Origin of the sequence: Micromonospora sp. URMC 106 (genome assembly GCF_051386395.1) — a bacterium.
GTDB lineage: Bacteria > Actinomycetota > Actinomycetes > Mycobacteriales > Micromonosporaceae > Micromonospora.
Window position 1 is genome coordinate 102,939 of sequence record NZ_JBPQTP010000001.1, and the last position, 17,490, is coordinate 120,428.

Sequence of the window (17,490 nt, forward strand, 5' to 3'; positions counted from 1 at the left end):
GTACGGCGTTCGCAGCGCAGTGGCGGTCGGCGCGCTTGGGCCCGCGGTTGTGCGCCTTCGTCGGGGCGTGCTGCGTGCTGGTGCTCTTCGGTTGTTCGTCCGGGCTGGACAAGGCGCCGGGGTTCGAGCGGAGCGAGGGGCCCTCACCGGAGTTGGTGGCCCGCTTCGGCCATGCTCCGGCGAAGAACCCCTCCGGGTTCACGTACCAGCCGGATGTGGTCGTGGTGGAGGGCGGTGCCGCCGTCGTCCGGTCGGTCAGCGGTGACGGCCTGGTGTGGACCATCGACCGGAGCGCGCGGGGAATGGACGACCTGGACGTCGGTGAGGTCATGTTCCTGACGTCGCGCGCGGTCGGGCGGGTCGCGGTGAAGGAGAACAGCGGCGGCCATGTCAGCCTGACGCTCGTACCGGTGCAACTGCAAGAGGTTATCCGCGATGGTTCGATCAAGCTTGACGTCCCGATCGACGCGGGCGACGTCGACGCCGGGGGTGTCACCGTGCAGGAGATCCCGGACCTGCCCGGCACCGTCAGGACATTGGGCGAATCGGACCGCGATGTGCGTCCGGTGAGCGGCGCGACCGCCCCCGCGTCGACGACGGCGTTCGCCAGTGCCGGCGACGGGACGGATGCCCGAGTCGCGGCGATCGGCCAGCAAGGGCGGCGACTCCAGCCAGCGCGGGGCGGGGAGCTGCCACCCCCGGCCAAGAGCAAGTTGCGAGTGACGGTCGGCAAATGGCAGCTCGGCACCGCGCTCGACGCGAGGGGAGTGACCCTGTCGGCGTTCCACGCCGGAGGCGAGAACCTCAAGTTCGGCGGGGACATCGCCCTGAAGTTCAAGGAACTGAGGCTGGCTACGGATCTCGCCCTCAGCGGCGGCAGGGCTTCCTATGCGGGTGCGAGCATCCGGGGCATCGAGTCGTTGCGGGTCAGGGTGCAGGCCGGCGTCGCCAATGGTGTGGACGACAACGCGAAGGTGCGCCTGGAGGTGCCAGTGGACATGGCCCCCAAGCAGATCGTCGTCGGCGGCGTTCCCATGGTGGTGGTCCTCAAGCTGAAGTTCTTCCTCGAGACCGCGCTGACCGGCAGGAACTCGACTCTCACCGCTGAGGGGGAGTGGGCGTTGGGCGGTCCGGTCGGGATCAGCGCGAGCAGGCCCTCGGCGACGACGTTCTCCACGGTAGCCCCGATGATCGACTCGATCGGCGGCATCAGCACCGGCCCGAGCGGCCTCGTCATCGGGTCGGAGTTCAGGTTCGTGGTCGGTTTCGGGATACCCGGCGTCGCCGCCGGGCCGTACCTGAAGTTGCGCGCCAGCATTGGCGTGACCAACGGCTCGGCGCTCGGCGCTCCGCTGGCCCGCTGCCAGCGCGTCGACCGGGTCGTCAAGGTCGGAACCGGGGTCGGCCTCAACCTGGACAGCGAGCTGGTCGAGCTGATCACCAAACGGATCCCCGGGCGGCAGAAGCTCAAGCTCGACCTGGAGACCGAGGTCCTCTTCACGATCGACAAGAGCTCGCAGACCAGGCCGGACGTGCCGTTGTGTACCGGCTGACGACGCGCATCACGGGCCGCGCGGCGTCAGTGGAGCGACTCGGGAGGTGTCGGCCGGCCCATCGTCGCCCCCAGTTCGGCGCGGCTGGAGATACCGAGTTTCCGGTAGATCCGGGCGAGGTTGGCCTCGACGGTCTTCGGGCTGATGAACAGGGTGCTGGCGATGTCCCGGTTGGTCCGGCCCTGGGCGGCGAGCCGGGCCACCCGCTCCTCGGTGGCGGTCAACTCGGTCGGGGTGGGCGTGCGCCGGCCGATCCGATCCAGCTCGGCGTGCGCCTGCTCGGCGAAGGCCACCGCACCCAGGTCGGTGAACTCGGCGACTGCCGCGTCGAGGGCGCGGCGGGCCTCCCGCCGACGGCGGGACCGGCGGTACGCCCGACCGGCGACCAGCAGGCAGCGGGCTCGGTCCAACGGCAGCACGTCCGCCGGCACCCCCGCCCGCGCGTCGGCAAGCGCCGCCAGGGCCGCCGACGGGTCGTCTCCGGCAGCACTCGCCAGGAGCACCCGGCTCCGGGCGAGCCCGAGGGTGGTCCAGGGCCGGGCGAGGCGCGCGTGCCGCTCGGTGAGCCGGGCGAGACCGGCCCGGGCGGCATCCAGGTCGCCGGCCCCGACGCACGCCTCGATCCAGTCGGGCTCGAAGCGTTGCGCCAGCGGCTCGGCGATGCCCGACCCGTCGAGTTCCGCGACGAGTCTCCGGTACGCCGCCGCCGCCTCGTCCATCCGGCCGGCGGAAAGCGCGACGAATCCGGCGAGCTGCAGGTGCAGGCGGCGGCTCCAGGTGTCGGCGAGTTCGCCGGCCCGGCGCAGCCCGGCCTCGGCCACCGCGCCGGCCTCGACGAGCCGTCCCCGGCCGGCGTCCAGCATGCCGGCCAGCCAGGTCTCGCCCACCAGGCCGGTGCCGAGCTGCTCGCCCAGGCCGTGTGCGGCGGCGATGTGCTCCGCGGCGGCGGCGAACCGGCCGGCCTGCAGCTCCGCCTCGCCCAGGTGGGTGAGGATCTCGTGCTGCCACGGCTCGTCGCCCCGGGCCACCGCCAGGTCGAGCATCCGGTGCAGCCGTTCGCGAGCCCGGTGGTGGTCGTCCGTCGCCTTCCACCAGATCGCCGGAATCGAGCCGGCGAGGAACGAGGGTTCCCCTGCCTCCAGCGCCAGCGCCCGGTCGAGCAGGCCGGTGCGCGCCGGGCGGCCGGCGCGTACCTCGTGGAAGAACAGGAGCAGCAACGCGGCGGTGAGTAGCGGGCGGTGCTCGTCGGTGTCGCTCAGGTAGGCGATGGCGGCCTCGGCGTGCCGGCGGGCGGGCTCCGGCGTGTCCTGGAACAGGGTCAGGTGCGCGTGGACGCGGCCGGCCAGGTGGCCGTCGGCGGCGGCCAGTGCGCGTTGCCCGACGGCGACCGCGGTGGGGAGGTCGTCGACGCACCAGGCGACCGTGGCGCGCAGCAGCAGCGCCTCCGTGTGGGCCGCGCCGGTCAGTTGTTCGGCGGCGGCTTCCGCCGCTGCGCCGGCGGCCGCGTAGTCGCCGCTGTCGATGCGGCACTGCACCGCGTCGAGGCGGCGGCGGTCCCGGTCCGCGGCGGCCGTCGGCGGGGTGAGGTCCGCGGCCCGGTCGTACCACTCGGCGGCGACCGCCGGGGCGCCCCGGGCCCGCTGCCGAGCCGCCGCGGCAGCCAGCTCGTCGGCGACGGTCGCGTCCGGCGTCGTGGTGCAGCGGGCGAGCTGGCGGGCGCGTTCGTCCGGGTCGGCGACCGCGTCGGCCAGCACGCGGTGCAGCCGCAGCCGGACACCCGGGGGGATGCTCTCGCGAACGGCGGCGGCGTGCAGGGGATGGGCGAAGCTGATCCGGCGGGACGTGACCGTCAGCACGCCCGCCTCCTCGGCGGCATCGAGGGCGTCCGCCGGGACGCCGGTAGCGCGCAGGTCGTCCAGGGTGGGCACGGTCAGCAGGGCGGCCAGGCGTACGGCGTCGCGGCTGGGGCGGGGCAGCGTCAGCAGGGTGTCCGCGAGCAGGCGCCGCGCCGGCGGCGGTGTGGGCAGGTCCGTGTCCGGCCCCGGTGGCCGGGGCAGCCGCAGCACCGCGCGGGCCAACTCGATGGCGAACAGCGGGTTACCACCGGCGTCGCGGGTGATGCGGGCGACCAGCGGGCGACTCAGCGTGCCGCCGAGCCGTGCCCGCACGATGCGGTGCAGGGCCACCGGGTCGAGGGGCGGCAGGCCGATGCGGACGACCGGGCGCCCGCCGGCGTGGCCGTCGTCGAGGCCGAGCGGGACGTCGGGCGGTCCGGTGTCCTCGGTGCGTCGGGTGACGAGGACGGCCGGGCGGCGAGTGAGCCGGCGCAGCGCGAAGCGCAGGGCGCGTTCGCTGGGTGGGTCGAGCCACGGCGCGTCGTCCACGGCGAGCAGCACCGGTACGCCCCCGGCCACGGCGGCCTCGACCAGCGAGCGGGTGGCGGCGCCGACGGCCCGCTCGTCGACGACGTCGTCGTGCTCGGCGACCAGCAGCACCACGTCGGCGGCGACCCGCTGCGGCAGGGGTAGGGCTGGCACCCGGTCGGCCAACGGTCGCAGCACGTCGGCCAGCGCCGCGTACGGCACGGCCGTCTCGGCCTCGGTCGGGGCGCAGGGCAGCAGCAGCCAGCCGGCCCGCTCGGCGCGGGCGACGACAGCCCGCCACAGGGCGGTCTTGCCGATCCCGCTCGGACCCTCCAGGAGCACCGGTGCCCGGCTGACCAGCGCCTGCCACACCTGCTCGACGGTCGCGTCACGGCCGACCAGGGAGCCGTCCATGGCGGGATGATGGCACAGTCGCGCCACTTCGCGGAGCAGCCGGTTGCCGACGGGCGCGTGTCCGCACACCGCCGCACTCGCGACGATCTCCTCGGCGTGCGGGCCCGGCAGGTCACCGTGGCCGGGTGATGGCGGCGGTCCGTGGGATCCCGGGTGTCCGTTCCGGCGCCGGCAGCCGCCGGAACGGTCTCACAACCGGCCGGCGACGGCACGCGCGAGGGACTCCAGCGGCGCCTGGTTCTCCTCCGGGTCGTTGAGTCGCACCAGCCGCACCGCCACCCACACCGCTGCCTTCCGGATGAAGAACGCCTCCGCGCTGAGGTGCGCCTCGTCCCCGAGGCCGGACAGCGGCCGGATCTCGTGCCCGAGCTCACGTTCGATATCGAGGTACTTCTCGGCGCCGTCGCCGACGTACACCTCGACCTGCGCGGTCGGCCCGCTGGCCGGGGCGGTGTAGCTGCACGTGTCCCGGACCCGCACCGCGTCGTTCAGCGGCGTGCCGGCCAGCTTCTGCGCCTCGGCCTTGGACACCAGGCCGCAGGCGTCGGGGAGCGTGACCGGCGGTGGGGCCATGGTCTCCTCGGCGGCCGGCACCGCGGGGGCCTCGGCGTGCGGTGGTGCCGGTGTGGCAGGAGCCTCGTCCGCGGACCGGACGCACCCCGTGGGCAGCGCGAGAGCGAGGACGGCCAGCCCGAGCGTGGGCAGGCGGCGAATACGCATCAGGTCTCCCTTCATGCGGGGACCGCCCCGAGGAGCAGACGCAGCCGCTGCCCGTACTCGCCCGGGTCGATGCCGAAGCTGCTCATGATCAGCGGCAGCAGCCCCGGCCGGCCGATCCCCCCCGGCGCGGTCCCGGGGGGATGGCGGGCGGGGGCCGGCGAGTGCGGGCGGGGACGATCGGATGACGACCATGCGGTCGACGCTAGGGTCCGGCGCCGCCCGGGTAATCGGGTGATTCCCTACGTCGCCACCAGCTCGACCGTGACGATTCTCGCGGCGGTGTCCGACCGGTCGCCGGGCACTCCGTCCTGCCCCGCTGACGCCGCTCGGGCGGGTGGGCGTCCTTGCGCCTCAGCCGAGTCGAGTGCCGGTCGCCTCGGCGGCCCTTGGCGACCCGGCCCCGGAGGACGTGCTCCGTTCCTGGCGGCTCGACCTCGTTTCGCCCTGCCGGCGAGGGCGGCCGGTCGCGCGGTTACCCTGCGACGGTGGTAGCTGGCGAGGACGGGGAGCGGTTGGCGGCGTCGCTGGCCGACCGGCTCGACGCGGTCGCTTTCACCGATCTGACCACGGACCAGGTCACTGCCCGGCTGATCGACGCGGTGGTCGACTGGGCGGGAGAGCAGGGCTGGCGGGTCTACCGGCGGGCGTCGAGCGTGCTGCCGTTGCCGCCGCCGATGTCCGCGCGGCAGTCGGTGCTCGACGTGGCCTGCGCGCGCCGGGACGGCCCGCCGGTCGTCGTCGAGGTCGATCACGGTACGCGCCGCCGGACCTGGGAGAAGTTGCTCGCCGAAGCCGACGCGGGACGGATCGCGCTCTGGGTGCGCTGGGGTTCCGGCCGGTTGCCGTCGCCGCCTCCGCCGATCCGGATGGTGACCTGCGAGGTGAGCGGCCGGCCGGACCCGGCCGGCCGGGGCCGGTTGCACAGCCGCTCGCCGCGAGCCCGCAAGCTGCCGCCGGCGCATTCCGCCGTGCGGGTCGAGACGGTGGCCGCCGCCGAGCTGCCGCTCCCGCCGACCGGGTCACCCGGCGCCAGGGCCTGAAGGACCCCGCCGTGACCCCCGAGCGCACGGCGTCGTCGCCGGAGCGTGGCCGGCGACCCGCGGCCGGTGCGCGCCTCGCCCTCGCGGCCTCCGGGGTCAGCGCCGGTAGGTGATCTCGAAGTCGACTCGCCAGTCGACGCCGTTCTCGGACATCTCCCACCGCCCGTCGATGGTGTCGCCAGCCCGGTTCAGCACCCCGACGAAGCGCTGGTGGAAGCCGGGGGCGTCCCGCCACGCCCGCCAGACGCCGTCGACGAAGGTCATCCGGTAGACCCGATGCACGCCGCGCGCGTCGGCGTACAGCATGGTGAACTCCTCGCCGGCGTCGTCGAGCCCGATCAGCGACGTCGTGGGCAACGGGTTGTTCTCCCGCCAGGCCCGGGGTGCGTCGGGCGGCAGTGGCTCGGCGTCGGAGAACTGCCGGAGAAACCTGCCGTCCTCGACCCAGGAGAAGTCACTCCACCCGGCACCGAGACCGTCGACCCTCGGCTGCACCGTCCACCGGCCGGCGAGCGCGTCGAGCCGGGCGAGCGCGGGATGTCGCTCCGTCATTCCGTACCTCCTCCTGTTCGCGACGGACTCACCGTAGCGCCGTGACCCGCGACCGTGCGGAACGTCGAGTTCTCACCGTTCTCCCTTCCCAGGTTGTCGAGGGTGTGCCTGTCGGTGAGCCGAGAGCTGGTCGGCCAGCAGGCCGGCCAGGGGTTCCCGGTCGCGCAGGCTGTCGAAGGTGCCGTCGGCGACGACGCGGCCGGCGTCGAGCATCACGACGCGGTCGGCGCGCATGATGGTGGAGAGCCGGTGGGCGATCACCATGGTCGCCCGCCCGGCGCGGGCGGCGTCGAGGGCCTGGGCGAGGTCACGTTCGGTGCGAGCGTCGAGGTTCGCCACCGCCTCGTCGAGGACGAGGACCGGCGCCCCGGTGAGCAGGGCTCGGGCGACGGCGACCCGGGCCCGCTGGCCGCCCGACAGGGCCCCGCCCCGCTCCCCGACGGGAGTGTCCAGCCCTTGCGGCAGCTCGTCGGCGAACGCGCTGACCTGTGCGGCGTCGGCGACCCGCCGTACGTCGGCGTCGGTGGCGTCGGGTCGGCCCAGCCGGATGTTGTCGGCGATCGACCCGGGGAAGAGGTGGACGTCCTGGGGTACGACGGTGACGGTGCGCCGCAGGTCGCTGTCGGTGAGGCCGCGCAGGTCGACGCCGCCGACGGTGATCCGCCCGGCGGTGGGGTCGGCGTAGCGCAGCAGCAGGTGGACGCAGGTGGACTTCCCGACGCCGGAGGCGCCGACCAGGGCGACGGTCTCGCCGGGACGGATCGTGAACGAGACGCCCCGCAGCACCGCCCGGCCGGGCAGGTAGCCGAAGCGCACGTCGTCGAAGGCCACCTCACCGCCGGCGGGTGCCGGCAGCGGGGCGGCCGGAGCGGTGACGGCCGCCGGGGCGCGCAGCAGCGCGTCGATCCGGCCGGCCGCGGCGCGCAGGGTGCCGGCCTGCTTGAGCAGCAGCGCGACCTGGGCGGCCGGGCCGAGCACGGTCCCGGCGAGGACCACCGCGACCGGTGCGAGCGCGGGGTCCAGGCGGCCCGCACCCACACCGTCGGCCACGGCCAGCAGCGCGCCGACCCCGGCCACGGCCAGCAGCACGTCGATGAGCGCTGTCTCCAGGCCCGCCCGGGCGGCGTTGGCCCGCTGGGCCCGGCCGAGCTGCCGGGTCCGGGCGGCCAGGTGGGCGCGCCGCCGCTCCATCGCCCCGAAGACGGTCAGCTCCCGCAGGCCCTGCACGGTGTCGACGACGTCGGCCGTCAGGTCGGCGGTCGCCGCCCGGACGCGCGTGCCGTGCCGGTCGGCGTGGCGGCGCAGCAGCCACGGCACCACCGTGACCAGCCCGGCCAGCGGCAGCACCACGGACGGCAACCACGGGTCGATCGACGCGGCGAGCAGCGTGCCGGCGGTCAGGACGACGGTGGCGGTCAGCAGCTGCGCGATCGTGTGCGCGAACAGCCATTCCAGGGTCTCCACGTCGGACAGCGCGACGGTGGTGAGGTCACCCGAGCGCCTGCCGGCCAGTCCGCCCGGCGCGAGCCGGGTGATCGCGTCGTAGACCCGCAGCCGCAGGTCGGCCAGGACGCGGTAGGCCAGGTCGTGCGAGACGAGCATCTCCCACCAGGTGGCCGCGGCGATCACCGCCACCAGCCCGCCGAGCACCGCCGCGACCGTCTCGACCGGTGTGGCATCGCCGGTCACCGCCCGTCCGAGCAGCCACGCGCCGAGCACCGCGGCGCCGGCCACGGCGAGCTGCCCGACGAGGTTCGCGGCCAGGGTCGCCCAGAAGGCGCCGGAGTGCCCCGCGATCGCGGGCAGCAGCCGCCGCAGCGCGCCGGGCTGCCGGCCGCCGGGCGCGGGCTCCGCGCCACGGCCGGTGGGCGGGTCGGCCGGGCGCACGTCGGGTGCGAGGTCCGTCGTGACCATCAGGCCACCTCCTGGGCGGTGACGAGGTCTGCGTACGCGCGGGTCGTACGCAGCAGCTCGTCGTGGCTGCCGGCGGCGATGATCCGGCCGTCCTGCATCAGCGCGATCCGGTCGGCGTGCCGGACGCTGGCCAGACGGTGGGCGATGACCAGGCAGGTGCGCCCGCGCGCGGCGTCGGCGAGCGCGGTCACGACCGCCGCCTCCTGCCGCCGGTCCAGATGGGAGGTGGCCTCGTCGAGGACGAGCACCGGAGCGTCGGCGAGCAGCGCGCGGGCGATGGCCAGCCGCTGCCGCTGCCCGCCGGAGAGGGTGGCGCCGCGCTCGCCCACCGGCGTCGCGTACCCGTGTGGCAGGGCCGCGACGAAGTCGTGCGCGCCGGCGGCGCGGGCGGCGGCCTCCAGGTCGGCGTCGGTGGCGTCCGGGCGCGCCAGGCGCAGGTTCTCGGCCACCGTGCCGTGGAAGAGGTACGTCTCCTGCGCGACCACGGTGACCGTCCGGTGCAGGGCGTCCCGCGTGAGGTCGCGCAGGTCGACGCCGCCGACGGTGATCCGGCCGGCGTCCGGGTCGAGGTGCCGCAGCAGCAGGTTGGCCAGGGTCGACTTGCCCGCGCCGGACCGGCCGACGACCGCGACGGTCTCGCCGGGGGCCAGCCGCAGCGTCACCTCCCGCACCGCCGGCGACTCCCGGCCCGGGTAGCGGTAGCCGACCGCCTCGAAGGTGACCGCCGGACCCGTGGTGAAGCGGGGGTCGACGCGGCCGGTGTGCGTAACCGGGGCCGGCGCGGTGAGCAGGTCGGTGAGGCCGTCGACGGCGGTGACGCCGAGGTACCCGGCGTGCCAGTGCGCGCCCAGGTCGCGCACCGGCCGGAAGCACTCCACCGAGACCAGCAGCACCAGGAACGCCGTTGTCGCGTCGGCACGGCCGCCGCCCGCGGCCACCGCCGCGGCGACGGTCGCCGCGGCGAGCCCGGCCTGGACGAGCAGGGCGGTGATTCCGCTCTCGACCAGCGACAACCGCAGCTGCGTCATGGTGGTGGCGTGCAGGTCGCGGTTGCGCGCCTCGATGCGGTCGCGCATCCGGCCGACCGCGCCGAAGGCCCGCAGGGTCGCCGCTCCCTGGAGGGTGTCGAGGAAGTCGGCGGCGAGCGCGGTGAAGGCGGCCCACCGTCCCCGGCCCCGCCGCAACAGGGTCGCGTCCCACACCCGTGGGACGGTCAGCACCAGCAGCACGGCGGCGCCGAGCAGCGTGGCGGCGACCGGCTCGACGGTGGCCAGCCACGCCACCAGCGCGGTCGGGACGGTCACCGTGACCAGCACCTGCGGGACGTAGCGGCTGTAGTAGGCGTCGAGCCCCTCCACGCCGTCGACCAGCGTGGCCTGGGTGCGCCCCGTGCGCGCCCCGGTCAGCCAGGCCGGACCCAGCTCGGCCAGCCGCGCCACCAACCGGTCGCGCAGCCGGGCCCGGATCCGGGCGCCGGCCGTCGCGGTCGCCACCTCCCGCCACCACAGCAGCACAGCCCGGGCCACGATCACCGCGAGCACTCCGGCCAGCAGCGGGAAAGTGGCGTCGAGGTCGCGGCGTGCCACCGCCGCCAGCGCCGCGGCGAGCAGCAGCGCCTGACCGACGTACGCGGCCGAGACCGCCACCCCGAGCGCGGCGCACGCGGCGACCGGTCCGGCGACGGCGCCGCCGAGCCGGACCAGCTCCCGATGGACGATCACGCCCCCTCCAGCGGGTCGTCCGCCAGCGCCCGCACCGCGCCGGTGTGCGCGTCGGCGACCACCCGGCCGCGTACGCCGAACACCTCGGCGAGCAGGCCCGGGGTGACCACCTCGGCGGGCGGCCCGTCGGCGGCGACCCGGCCGTCGGCGAGCGCCACGACCCGGTCGGTGAACCGGGCGGCGTGGTCCAGCTCGTGCAGCACCGTCACCACGGTCAAACCCCGCTCGGCGTGCAGCCGGCGGACCAGCGACAGCACCTCCAACTGGTGCCGTACGTCCAGGAAGGTGGTCGGTTCGTCGAGCAGCAGCACCGGGGTCTGCTGCGCCAGCGCGAGCGCGAGGCGGACCCGTTGGCGTTCCCCGCCGCTGAGCGTGTCCACCTCCCGCGCGGCCAGCCCGGCCACGTCCGCCGCGTCCAGCGCGGCGGCGGATTCGGCGTCGTCCGGGCGCCACAGCATCCCCAGCGGCCCCCGGTGCGGGTAGCGGCCCTGCGCGACCAACTGCCGCACGGTCAGCCCCGGCATCGGCGGTAGCTGCTGGTGCAGCACCGCCACCTGTCGCGCCACGTCCCGCCGGCGCATCGCGTGCGCCGGGCGGCCGTGCAGCAGCACCCGCCCGCTCTCCGGCGGGTCGATGCCGGCGAGCAACCGCAGCAGGGTCGACTTGCCGCAGCCGTTGCGGCCCACGAGCGCCACGCACTCGCCGGGATCGATGACCAGGGACACCCCGTCGAGTACCGGTCGGACCCGGTACCGGTACCGGACGTCTTCCGCCACGAACACCGGTTGCGTCATGACACCTCCACATGAGACGACCTGCGTGCCACCACCACCAGGGCCACCGCCCCGAGCAGCGCGGTCACCGCGCCCGCCGGTACGCCCAGCCGCTGTGCGGCCGACCCGGACTGCACCGTCACCGTCAACACCTGCGCGAGCGCGTCCGCGCCCGCGACCGCGGTCGCCCCGAGCAGCGCGCCGGCCGGCAACGCCCGGCGCAGGTCCGCCCCGCACATCGCCCGGGCCACGTGGGGCACGACCAGCCCGACGAAGGCCAGCGCGCCGGCCAGCGCGACCGCCCCGGCAGCCAACGCCACCGCCAGCGCGAGGCCGAGGGCGCGGGCCGGGCGGGGCGGCACACCGAGCGCGGCGGCGTGCCCGTCGCCCGCGGCCAGCACGCCCAGCGCGGCCGAGCAGAGCCAGGCCAGCACCAGCGCGGCGACCAGCCACGGCCACGCGGCCCGCACGTGCGCCCAGACCCGGCCGTCGGTCGAGCCGACCAGCCACCGCATCGCGTTGCCGAACCGACCCGGCTGGTACGCCAGCAGCAGCGCGGTGACCCCGGCCAGCGCCGCCGACCCGAGCAACCCGTACGCCGCCACCTCCGTCGGCGGGCCGTGCCGCGCCAGCAGCCACATCAGCACGCCACCGAGGGCGCCGCCGGCCAGCGCCGCGACGAGCGCGCCGGGGGCCGAATCCGCGGGCACCAGCCCGAGCTGGATGCCGGTGAGCACGCCGAGCACCGCGCCCGGATTCACCCCCGTCAGCTCCGGCGCGGCCAGCGGGTTGCGCAGCACGGCCTGCAACAGCAGCCCCGCCGCACCCAGCCCGGCGCCGGCGAGCAGCGCGGTGGCCAGGCGGGGCAGCCGCAGCTCGACGAGGATGCGCTGCTCCAACGGGTCGAGCTGCGGCCAGTCCACACCACGGCCCACGACCAGGTCCGCGGCCGCCGCCACGAGCAGCGCCCCGACCGCCCACCACCACCTCACGACGTGCTCCGTCGTGCCAGCATGACCAACCCGGCGACGATGCCGACGGCCGCCGTCCACGCGCCGAGCGGAGTCTCCGCCGGAGCGAAGACGTGCCGGGCGGCGAGGTCGGCGACCGTGGTGAACAGCCCGCCGAGCGCCGCCGCCCACGGCAGCAGGTGGCGCGCGTCCGCGGCCGGGCGCAGCCGTCGGGCCGCGTGGGGGGCGACGAAACCGATCCAGGCGATCGGCCCGCACGGTCCCACGACCACGGCGACCAGGACGGCGGCGAGCCCCAGCACGGCGACCCGGGCCCGGCCCACGTGCAGCCCGACGGCCGCCGCCGCCTCGTCACCGAGGCGCAGCACCCCGAGCGCGGGCAACGCCAGCACGGCCAGCGGCACGCAGGCCAGCAGCCAGGGCAGGGTCAGCCTGGCGTGGTCCCAGGTGGTGCCCGTGAGACTGCCGACGAGGTACCGGAACAGCGTGTCGTACTGCAGCCGGTCGGCGGCGGCCAGCACGGACAGCAGCACCGCCTGCAACGCGGTGGAGACCGCCGCGCCGGTCAGCAGCACCGCCCCGGGACCGCGACCCGTGCCGGCAGCCGCCAGACAGACCGCACCCCCGCACACCGCTCCGACGAGCGCCACCACCGGCTGGAGCGCCGCCGGGACCGGCAACGCCCAGACCACCGTCACCGCGGCAGCCAGGGCACCACCGGTGGACACCCCCAGCAGCTCCGGCACGGCCAGCGGGTTGCGCAGCGCGGCCTGCATCAGCAGTCCCGCCGCCCCGACCGCCGCGCCGCCCAGCAGCGCGAGCAGCAGCCGTGGCATCCGCAGCTCCCACAGCACCACTCGGGCGACGTCCGCCTCCGCGGGCAGGCCCACGCCCAGGGTCAGCCCGACCGCGCCGGCCAGGGCGGCCACCAGCGTCAGCGCCGCCGACCAGCGCGGCACCGGCCGGGTCACCGCGGCGCCGAGCGTCGTCATGCGGTCGCCCTGGCGACCGCCTCGTCGAGGATCAGCCCCAGCGCGCGGGTGCCCCGGCCCGAGGCCCACAGCTCCGCCGGCACCTCGTAGGCGCGGCCCTCCCGCACCGCCGTGATCCGCTTCCACACCGGGTTGGCGGCGTACTGGGCCGACACGGTCCTGGCGTCCGGTCCGAAGGTGAACGACTGGATGAACACGATGTCCGGGTCGCGCGCGAGAATCTCCTCCACGCTGTACGCCTGCGCGGTGTCGAAGCCGCCGCCCTTGTTCGGCCACGGGTAGTCGAACACCTGCGACAGCAGGTGCCCGAGGAGGTCGTCGGAGGTGTTGACGCCGATCGACGTGCCGCCGAACATCGCCAGCGCGGTCCGCTTGGCCAGCCCGTGCTCGGTCGCTGCGGCCCGGGCGGCGGCGAGCCGGTCGCGGAACGTCCGTTCGGCCACCACCTGCTGGGCACCGCGGTCGGTGAGCGTCGCCACGTCGCGCAGGTAGCGCACCGAGTCCTCGTACGTCTTCACCTGGACCAGCCACAGTGGCGCGAACTTCTCGATCGCCGGGCGGAGCTGGTCGTGCACCCCGGCGAGACCCATGACGAGGTCCGGCTTCGCGGCGGCGATCGCCGCCACGTCCTCGTTGCCGAACGTGCCCGGGAGGGTGGGTACCGACCTGCCCGCCGCGCCGAGGTAGTCGGGACGGGAGAGGAGCTTCGGCGTGGTGGTCGCCGCCGGCGTCAGGCCCAGCTCCACCAGTGCGTCGTCGCACAACCCGGTCAGGCAGACGATCCGCTCCGGCTTCGACTTCAGGCTGACCGCCTGCCCTCGTACGTCGGTCAGGCTCAACGTGTGGGTCACCGCCTGGACCGGCGGTGCGGACGGCACGGGGGCGGCGGCGGGCCGTGCCGGCGCGGCGGAACCACCACAGCCGGCCAGGGCGACACCAGCGGCGAGCAGGACGGCCAGAGTCAGACGTAGTCGTGTCACAACCAAGCGCTTTCGTCGGGGGGCGGGGCAACGCGGTAACGATAACGGTTGTCATGAGCGGCTGCGCTCGGGGGTCGCGGCCGCGAACCGCCGTGGCGGTGCGCGTCGTCGCGTTCGTCGTCGGGTGGTTGACGTCGCGGACGGTGACGTGGTGTGCTCACTGCGCAACGCTAATGACAACCATGATCGTTAACGTGTCTGAGGAGGAGCATGTCTCTCACCGTGCCGCCGAGCCTGCTGCGGGCCGCCGAGTCGGGGCCCGTGGACGACGAGGCGTTCGTGGCCTGTGTACGCGACTCGCTGCCCTACGCCTGGCAGACCGTCAGCCGGGTGGCGGCGGAGCTGGAGTCTTCCGACGCCGAGTTCGCCGACAACGTCGTTCCGCCGCCGAGCGAGGCGGAGCGGGGCCAGTTGCTGCGCGCCCTGGCCAGCGACGCCATCCGGTCCAGCCTGGAACGTCACTTCGGAGTCAGGCTCGCCTTCCAGAACTGCCACCGCGTGGCGGCGTTCCGGCCGTCCGCCGTCGACTCGGACACCTACCGCCGCTTCGTCTCCATCCGGGGCCAGCTGCTCAACCAGTCCCCAGAGCTGCGTGACTGCTGACCCGACCGGGGCCCGGCGGGCGGGGCGGGGCGTACGCACGCACCTGTTCCTGCTCGCCGGGCACCGCCCCGGCGGCACCCACGCCGAAGCCCTGGCCGACGCCCACCACTACGGCCGCGCGGCGGAGGCCGCCGGATACGACGGCGTCTGGATCGCCGAGCACCACTTCATCTCCTACGGCGTGTGCCCCTCGGCGGTCACCTTCGCCGCGCACCTGCTCGGCGCCACCCGCGCCATCGACGTCGGCACCGCCGCCTGCATCCTGTCGAACCGCCACCCGGTCGCCCTCGCCGAGGAGGCGGTGCTGCTCGACGAGTTGTCCGGCGGCCGGTTCGGGTTGGGCGTCGGCAGGGGAGGCCCCTGGGTGGACCTCGAGGTCTTCGGCACCGGCCAGGACCGGTTCGACAACGGTTTCGGCGATGCGCTGGAGATCCTGACACGGTGGCTGTCGGGGGAGCCGACGGTGGCCGGTAACCGCCGCTTCCCGTTCCGGCCGGTGCCGGTGGTGCCCCGGCCCCGCCGGCGGATGCCCGTCTGGGTCGCCGCGACCTCGCCGACCACCGTGGAGCTGGCCGCCCGACACGGCCTGCCGCTCCTGCTCGGCCTGCACGCCGACCTGACCGAGAAGCGGAACCTGCTCGACCGCTACGCACGGGTGGCCGCCACCCACGGCCACGACCCCGGCGCCGTCGCCCATGCCAGCGCCCACCTGGCCCACGTCGAGGAGGCCGACGAGCCGGCGGCGCGCGTCATCCGCGCCGGCCTGCCCGCCCTGCTGGCCGGGACGCGGGAGTACGTCCGGCTGGACGGCGCCCCCGCCGGGCGGCGGGACCTGGGCGCGTACGTGGACCACCTGATCGACATCCACCCGGTCGGCTCCCCTCGCCGGTGCCGCGAGGCGCTCGCCCTGGCCGCCGCCCTGCCCGGCGTGCGGCACCTGCTGCTCATGGTGGAGGGGGCGGGTGGGCGTGACCGCACCCTGGAGGCGATCGCCCGCGTGGCCGCCGATGTCCTCGGCCTGCCCGCGCGGGCGGCTGCGACGGGAGCGCCGCCCACCGTGGCGGCGGCAGCGGCGGCGGCGCGGCCCGCCGAGGGGGCGTGACGTGCGCGATGCCGGTGTCGGCCGCATCGCCGGTGTCGGCCGCATCGCCGGTATCGCCCGCGCCGCCGTGATCGCGTCGGGCTCGGCGAGTCGGCCGTCCGCGCCGGCGTGAGCCGCTACCATGTCGCTCATGGAAACGGTTCTCGTTAGCGTCTGCCGGGGGCGGGGGCGATGAAGGTCGCGTTCGTCGGCAAGGGCGGCAGCGGAAAGACCACGCTCGCCGCGCTGTACGCCCGCCACCTCGAGGCCGAGGGCCGGCCCGTGCTGGCCATCGACGCGGACATCAACCAGCACCTCGCGGTGGCCCTCGGCGGGCCGGCCCACGTCGCCACGGCGATGACACCGCTGGGCGAGCACCTGGGCGCCATCAAGGAGTACCTTCGCGGCGACAACCCCCGCATCCGCTCCGCCGCCGAGATGGTGAAGACGACCCCGCCGGGATCCGGCTCCCGCCTGCTGCGAGTGGGGGAGGACAACCCGATCTACGCGGTGTGCGTCCGCGCGGTCGGCGGGGTGCGACTGGCGGTGACCGGCGAGTTCACCGCCGAGGATCTCGGCGTGGCCTGCTACCACTCGAAGGTCGGCGCCGTCGAGTTGCTGCTCAACCACATGCTCGACGGGCCCGGCGAGTACGTGGTGGTGGACATGACCGCCGGCGCCGACTCCTTCGCCTCGGGGTTGTTCACCCGCTTCGACCGCACCTTCCTGGTCTGCGAGCCGACCGTGCGCAGCGTCGGCGTCTACCGCCAGTACGCCGGCTACGCCCGCGACTACGGCGTGGCCCTGTCGGTGATCGGCAACAAGGTCGAGGACGCCGCGGACGTCGAGTTCCTGCGCGAGCACGTCGGCGCCGACCTGCTGACCTGGGTGAGCCGCTCCGCCTACGTCCGCCGCGCCGAACGCGGCACGGTCGGGCCGCTGGACGAGCTGGAGGCCGCCAACCGTGCCGTGCTCGGCCGGGTGGCCGACACCGTCGACGGCACCGCCCAGGACTGGGCGGCCTTCACCCGGTGGGCCCACGAGTTCCACCGGCGCAACGCCGTCGCCTGGGCCAACGAACGCGCCGGCGTCGACCTGACCACGCAGATCGATCCCGAGTTCCGGATGGGGCCCCAGGCGCTCGGCGCACCGATCCCCGCACCGTCCGGGGGCACCCCGCCCGCCCGGGTTGACGCAACCAGTTGGTTGCCATAGCCCCTGAACCACAACGGAGAGCGGGGGAGACAACCCGGGTGGTACGACGCCCCGGGCGCGTACCACCCGGGTGGTAGGCCCATCGGCAACTCCGGCATGACGACCGGCGACCACGCCCGTACATACGCTGCCGGCGGTACTCGTCATGCGAAGAAGGGATCCTCGATGACCATCCGTCACGTGCTCGCCGCCGCCGCAGCCGCGCTGCTCGGCGGGTTCGGGCTCGCCGCACCGGCGGCCGCGCACGCCTCGACCCAGCCGGCCGCCGCCAGCGCGTACTCCATGGGCCCCGGGCGGATCGGAGCCACCGTGGCCGCCGTGCTGGCGCTGGTCGGCCTGGTCCTCGGTGGGCTGGCGCTGGCTCGCTCCGCCGGCCGTATCGGCGCCGGCAACGGGCGACGCGGGGCCGTCGTGGCCCTGGTGCTGGGGCTCATCGGCGTGGTCGTCGGTGGGCTCGTCGTGGCCACCGCCGACGGTGGTCTCGGCACCGGCAACGGGCTGGGTGGCGGCGTCGTGGCCGGGATGTTGGGGCTGATCGGCATGGTCCTCGGCGGGCTGGCTCTGGCCCGCTCCCGCCGCACCGGCTGACCCGGCCGCG

The 17,490-nt window shown here is 75.4% G+C and carries 15 protein-coding genes; 6 read left to right on the forward strand and 9 right to left on the reverse strand.

All coding sequences use genetic code 11. From position 1 onward, the window contains the following. Nucleotides 1-74: 74 nt before the first annotated feature. A complete protein-coding gene (locus ACSNOB_RS00365) occupies nucleotides 75-1,553 on the forward strand; it encodes a hypothetical protein (RefSeq protein WP_436684434.1) in 1,479 nt (492 codons plus the stop codon). A 26-nt stretch (nucleotides 1,554-1,579) separates the two neighbouring features. Here ACSNOB_RS00365 and ACSNOB_RS00370 read toward each other — a convergent pair whose 3' ends face one another. Together ACSNOB_RS00370 and ACSNOB_RS00375 are read right to left on the reverse strand one after the other, a co-directional pair. Further along, nucleotides 1,580-4,330, reverse strand: coding sequence for an AAA family ATPase (locus tag ACSNOB_RS00370; RefSeq protein WP_436684436.1), 2,751 nt, complete (start codon nucleotides 4,328-4,330; stop codon nucleotides 1,580-1,582). 189 nt (nucleotides 4,331-4,519) lie between these two features. Then, nucleotides 4,520-5,050, reverse strand: coding sequence for a hypothetical protein (locus tag ACSNOB_RS00375; protein WP_436684437.1), 531 nt, complete (start codon nucleotides 5,048-5,050; stop codon nucleotides 4,520-4,522). 485 nt (nucleotides 5,051-5,535) lie between these two features. On the opposite strand from ACSNOB_RS00375, the gene ACSNOB_RS00380 reads away from it, so the two are divergent. After that, on the forward strand, nucleotides 5,536-6,090 hold the full coding sequence (locus ACSNOB_RS00380; RefSeq protein WP_436684438.1) for a hypothetical protein: 555 nt from the start codon (nucleotides 5,536-5,538) through the stop codon (nucleotides 6,088-6,090). 96 nt (nucleotides 6,091-6,186) lie between these two features. Here the strand turns inward: ACSNOB_RS00380 and ACSNOB_RS00385 are convergent, their stop codons facing one another. The 7 genes from ACSNOB_RS00385 to ACSNOB_RS00415 form a co-directional block, all read right to left on the reverse strand. After that, complete coding sequence (locus tag ACSNOB_RS00385) at nucleotides 6,187-6,642, reverse strand: hypothetical protein (protein ID WP_436684439.1); 456 nt, start codon at nucleotides 6,640-6,642, stop codon at nucleotides 6,187-6,189. A gap of 72 nt (nucleotides 6,643-6,714) precedes the next feature. After that, nucleotides 6,715-8,556, reverse strand: a complete 1,842-nt coding sequence (cydC, locus tag ACSNOB_RS00390) for a thiol reductant ABC exporter subunit CydC (protein ID WP_436684440.1) — start codon at nucleotides 8,554-8,556, stop codon at nucleotides 6,715-6,717. Next, nucleotides 8,556-10,277, reverse strand: a complete 1,722-nt coding sequence (locus ACSNOB_RS00395; RefSeq protein WP_436684442.1) for an ABC transporter ATP-binding protein/permease — start codon at nucleotides 10,275-10,277, stop codon at nucleotides 8,556-8,558. The genes cydC and ACSNOB_RS00395 overlap by 1 nt, the downstream gene beginning before the upstream one ends. Beyond that, nucleotides 10,274-11,071, reverse strand: coding sequence for an ABC transporter ATP-binding protein (locus tag ACSNOB_RS00400; protein ID WP_436684443.1), 798 nt, complete (start codon nucleotides 11,069-11,071; stop codon nucleotides 10,274-10,276). Before ACSNOB_RS00400 ends, ACSNOB_RS00395 begins: the two co-directional genes overlap by 4 nt. Then, nucleotides 11,068-12,042 (reverse strand): FecCD family ABC transporter permease, encoded by a 975-nt coding sequence (locus tag ACSNOB_RS00405; RefSeq protein ID WP_436684444.1) that lies wholly within the window; start codon nucleotides 12,040-12,042, stop codon nucleotides 11,068-11,070. The genes ACSNOB_RS00400 and ACSNOB_RS00405 overlap by 4 nt, the downstream gene beginning before the upstream one ends. Further along, on the reverse strand, nucleotides 12,039-13,013 hold the full coding sequence (locus tag ACSNOB_RS00410; protein ID WP_436684445.1) for a FecCD family ABC transporter permease: 975 nt from the start codon (nucleotides 13,011-13,013) through the stop codon (nucleotides 12,039-12,041). Before ACSNOB_RS00410 ends, ACSNOB_RS00405 begins: the two co-directional genes overlap by 4 nt. Further along, nucleotides 13,010-13,993 carry an ABC transporter substrate-binding protein gene (locus ACSNOB_RS00415; protein WP_436684446.1) on the reverse strand — a complete coding sequence of 328 codons (984 nt, stop codon included), beginning with the start codon at nucleotides 13,991-13,993 and terminating at the stop codon, nucleotides 13,010-13,012. Before ACSNOB_RS00415 ends, ACSNOB_RS00410 begins: the two co-directional genes overlap by 4 nt. A 210-nt stretch (nucleotides 13,994-14,203) precedes the next feature. Here ACSNOB_RS00415 and ACSNOB_RS00420 point away from each other — a divergent pair, with 210 nt between their 5' ends. The 4 genes from ACSNOB_RS00420 (at nucleotide 14,204) to ACSNOB_RS00435 (ending at nucleotide 17,480) form a co-directional block, all read left to right on the forward strand. Next, on the forward strand, nucleotides 14,204-14,596 hold the full coding sequence (locus ACSNOB_RS00420) for an SCO5389 family protein (RefSeq protein ID WP_393112610.1): 393 nt from the start codon (nucleotides 14,204-14,206) through the stop codon (nucleotides 14,594-14,596). Beyond that, a complete protein-coding gene (locus ACSNOB_RS00425) occupies nucleotides 14,586-15,698 on the forward strand; it encodes an LLM class flavin-dependent oxidoreductase (protein ID WP_436684447.1) in 1,113 nt (370 codons plus the stop codon). The genes ACSNOB_RS00420 and ACSNOB_RS00425 overlap by 11 nt, the downstream gene beginning before the upstream one ends. Before the next feature lie 171 nt (nucleotides 15,699-15,869). After that, nucleotides 15,870-16,892, forward strand: coding sequence for an ATP-binding protein (locus tag ACSNOB_RS00430; RefSeq protein ID WP_436684448.1), 1,023 nt, complete (start codon nucleotides 15,870-15,872; stop codon nucleotides 16,890-16,892). Nucleotides 16,893-17,057: 165 nt separating this feature from the next. Further along, on the forward strand, nucleotides 17,058-17,480 hold the full coding sequence (locus tag ACSNOB_RS00435) for a DUF6223 family protein (protein ID WP_436684449.1): 423 nt from the start codon (nucleotides 17,058-17,060) through the stop codon (nucleotides 17,478-17,480). Nucleotides 17,481-17,490 lie beyond the last annotated feature (10 nt).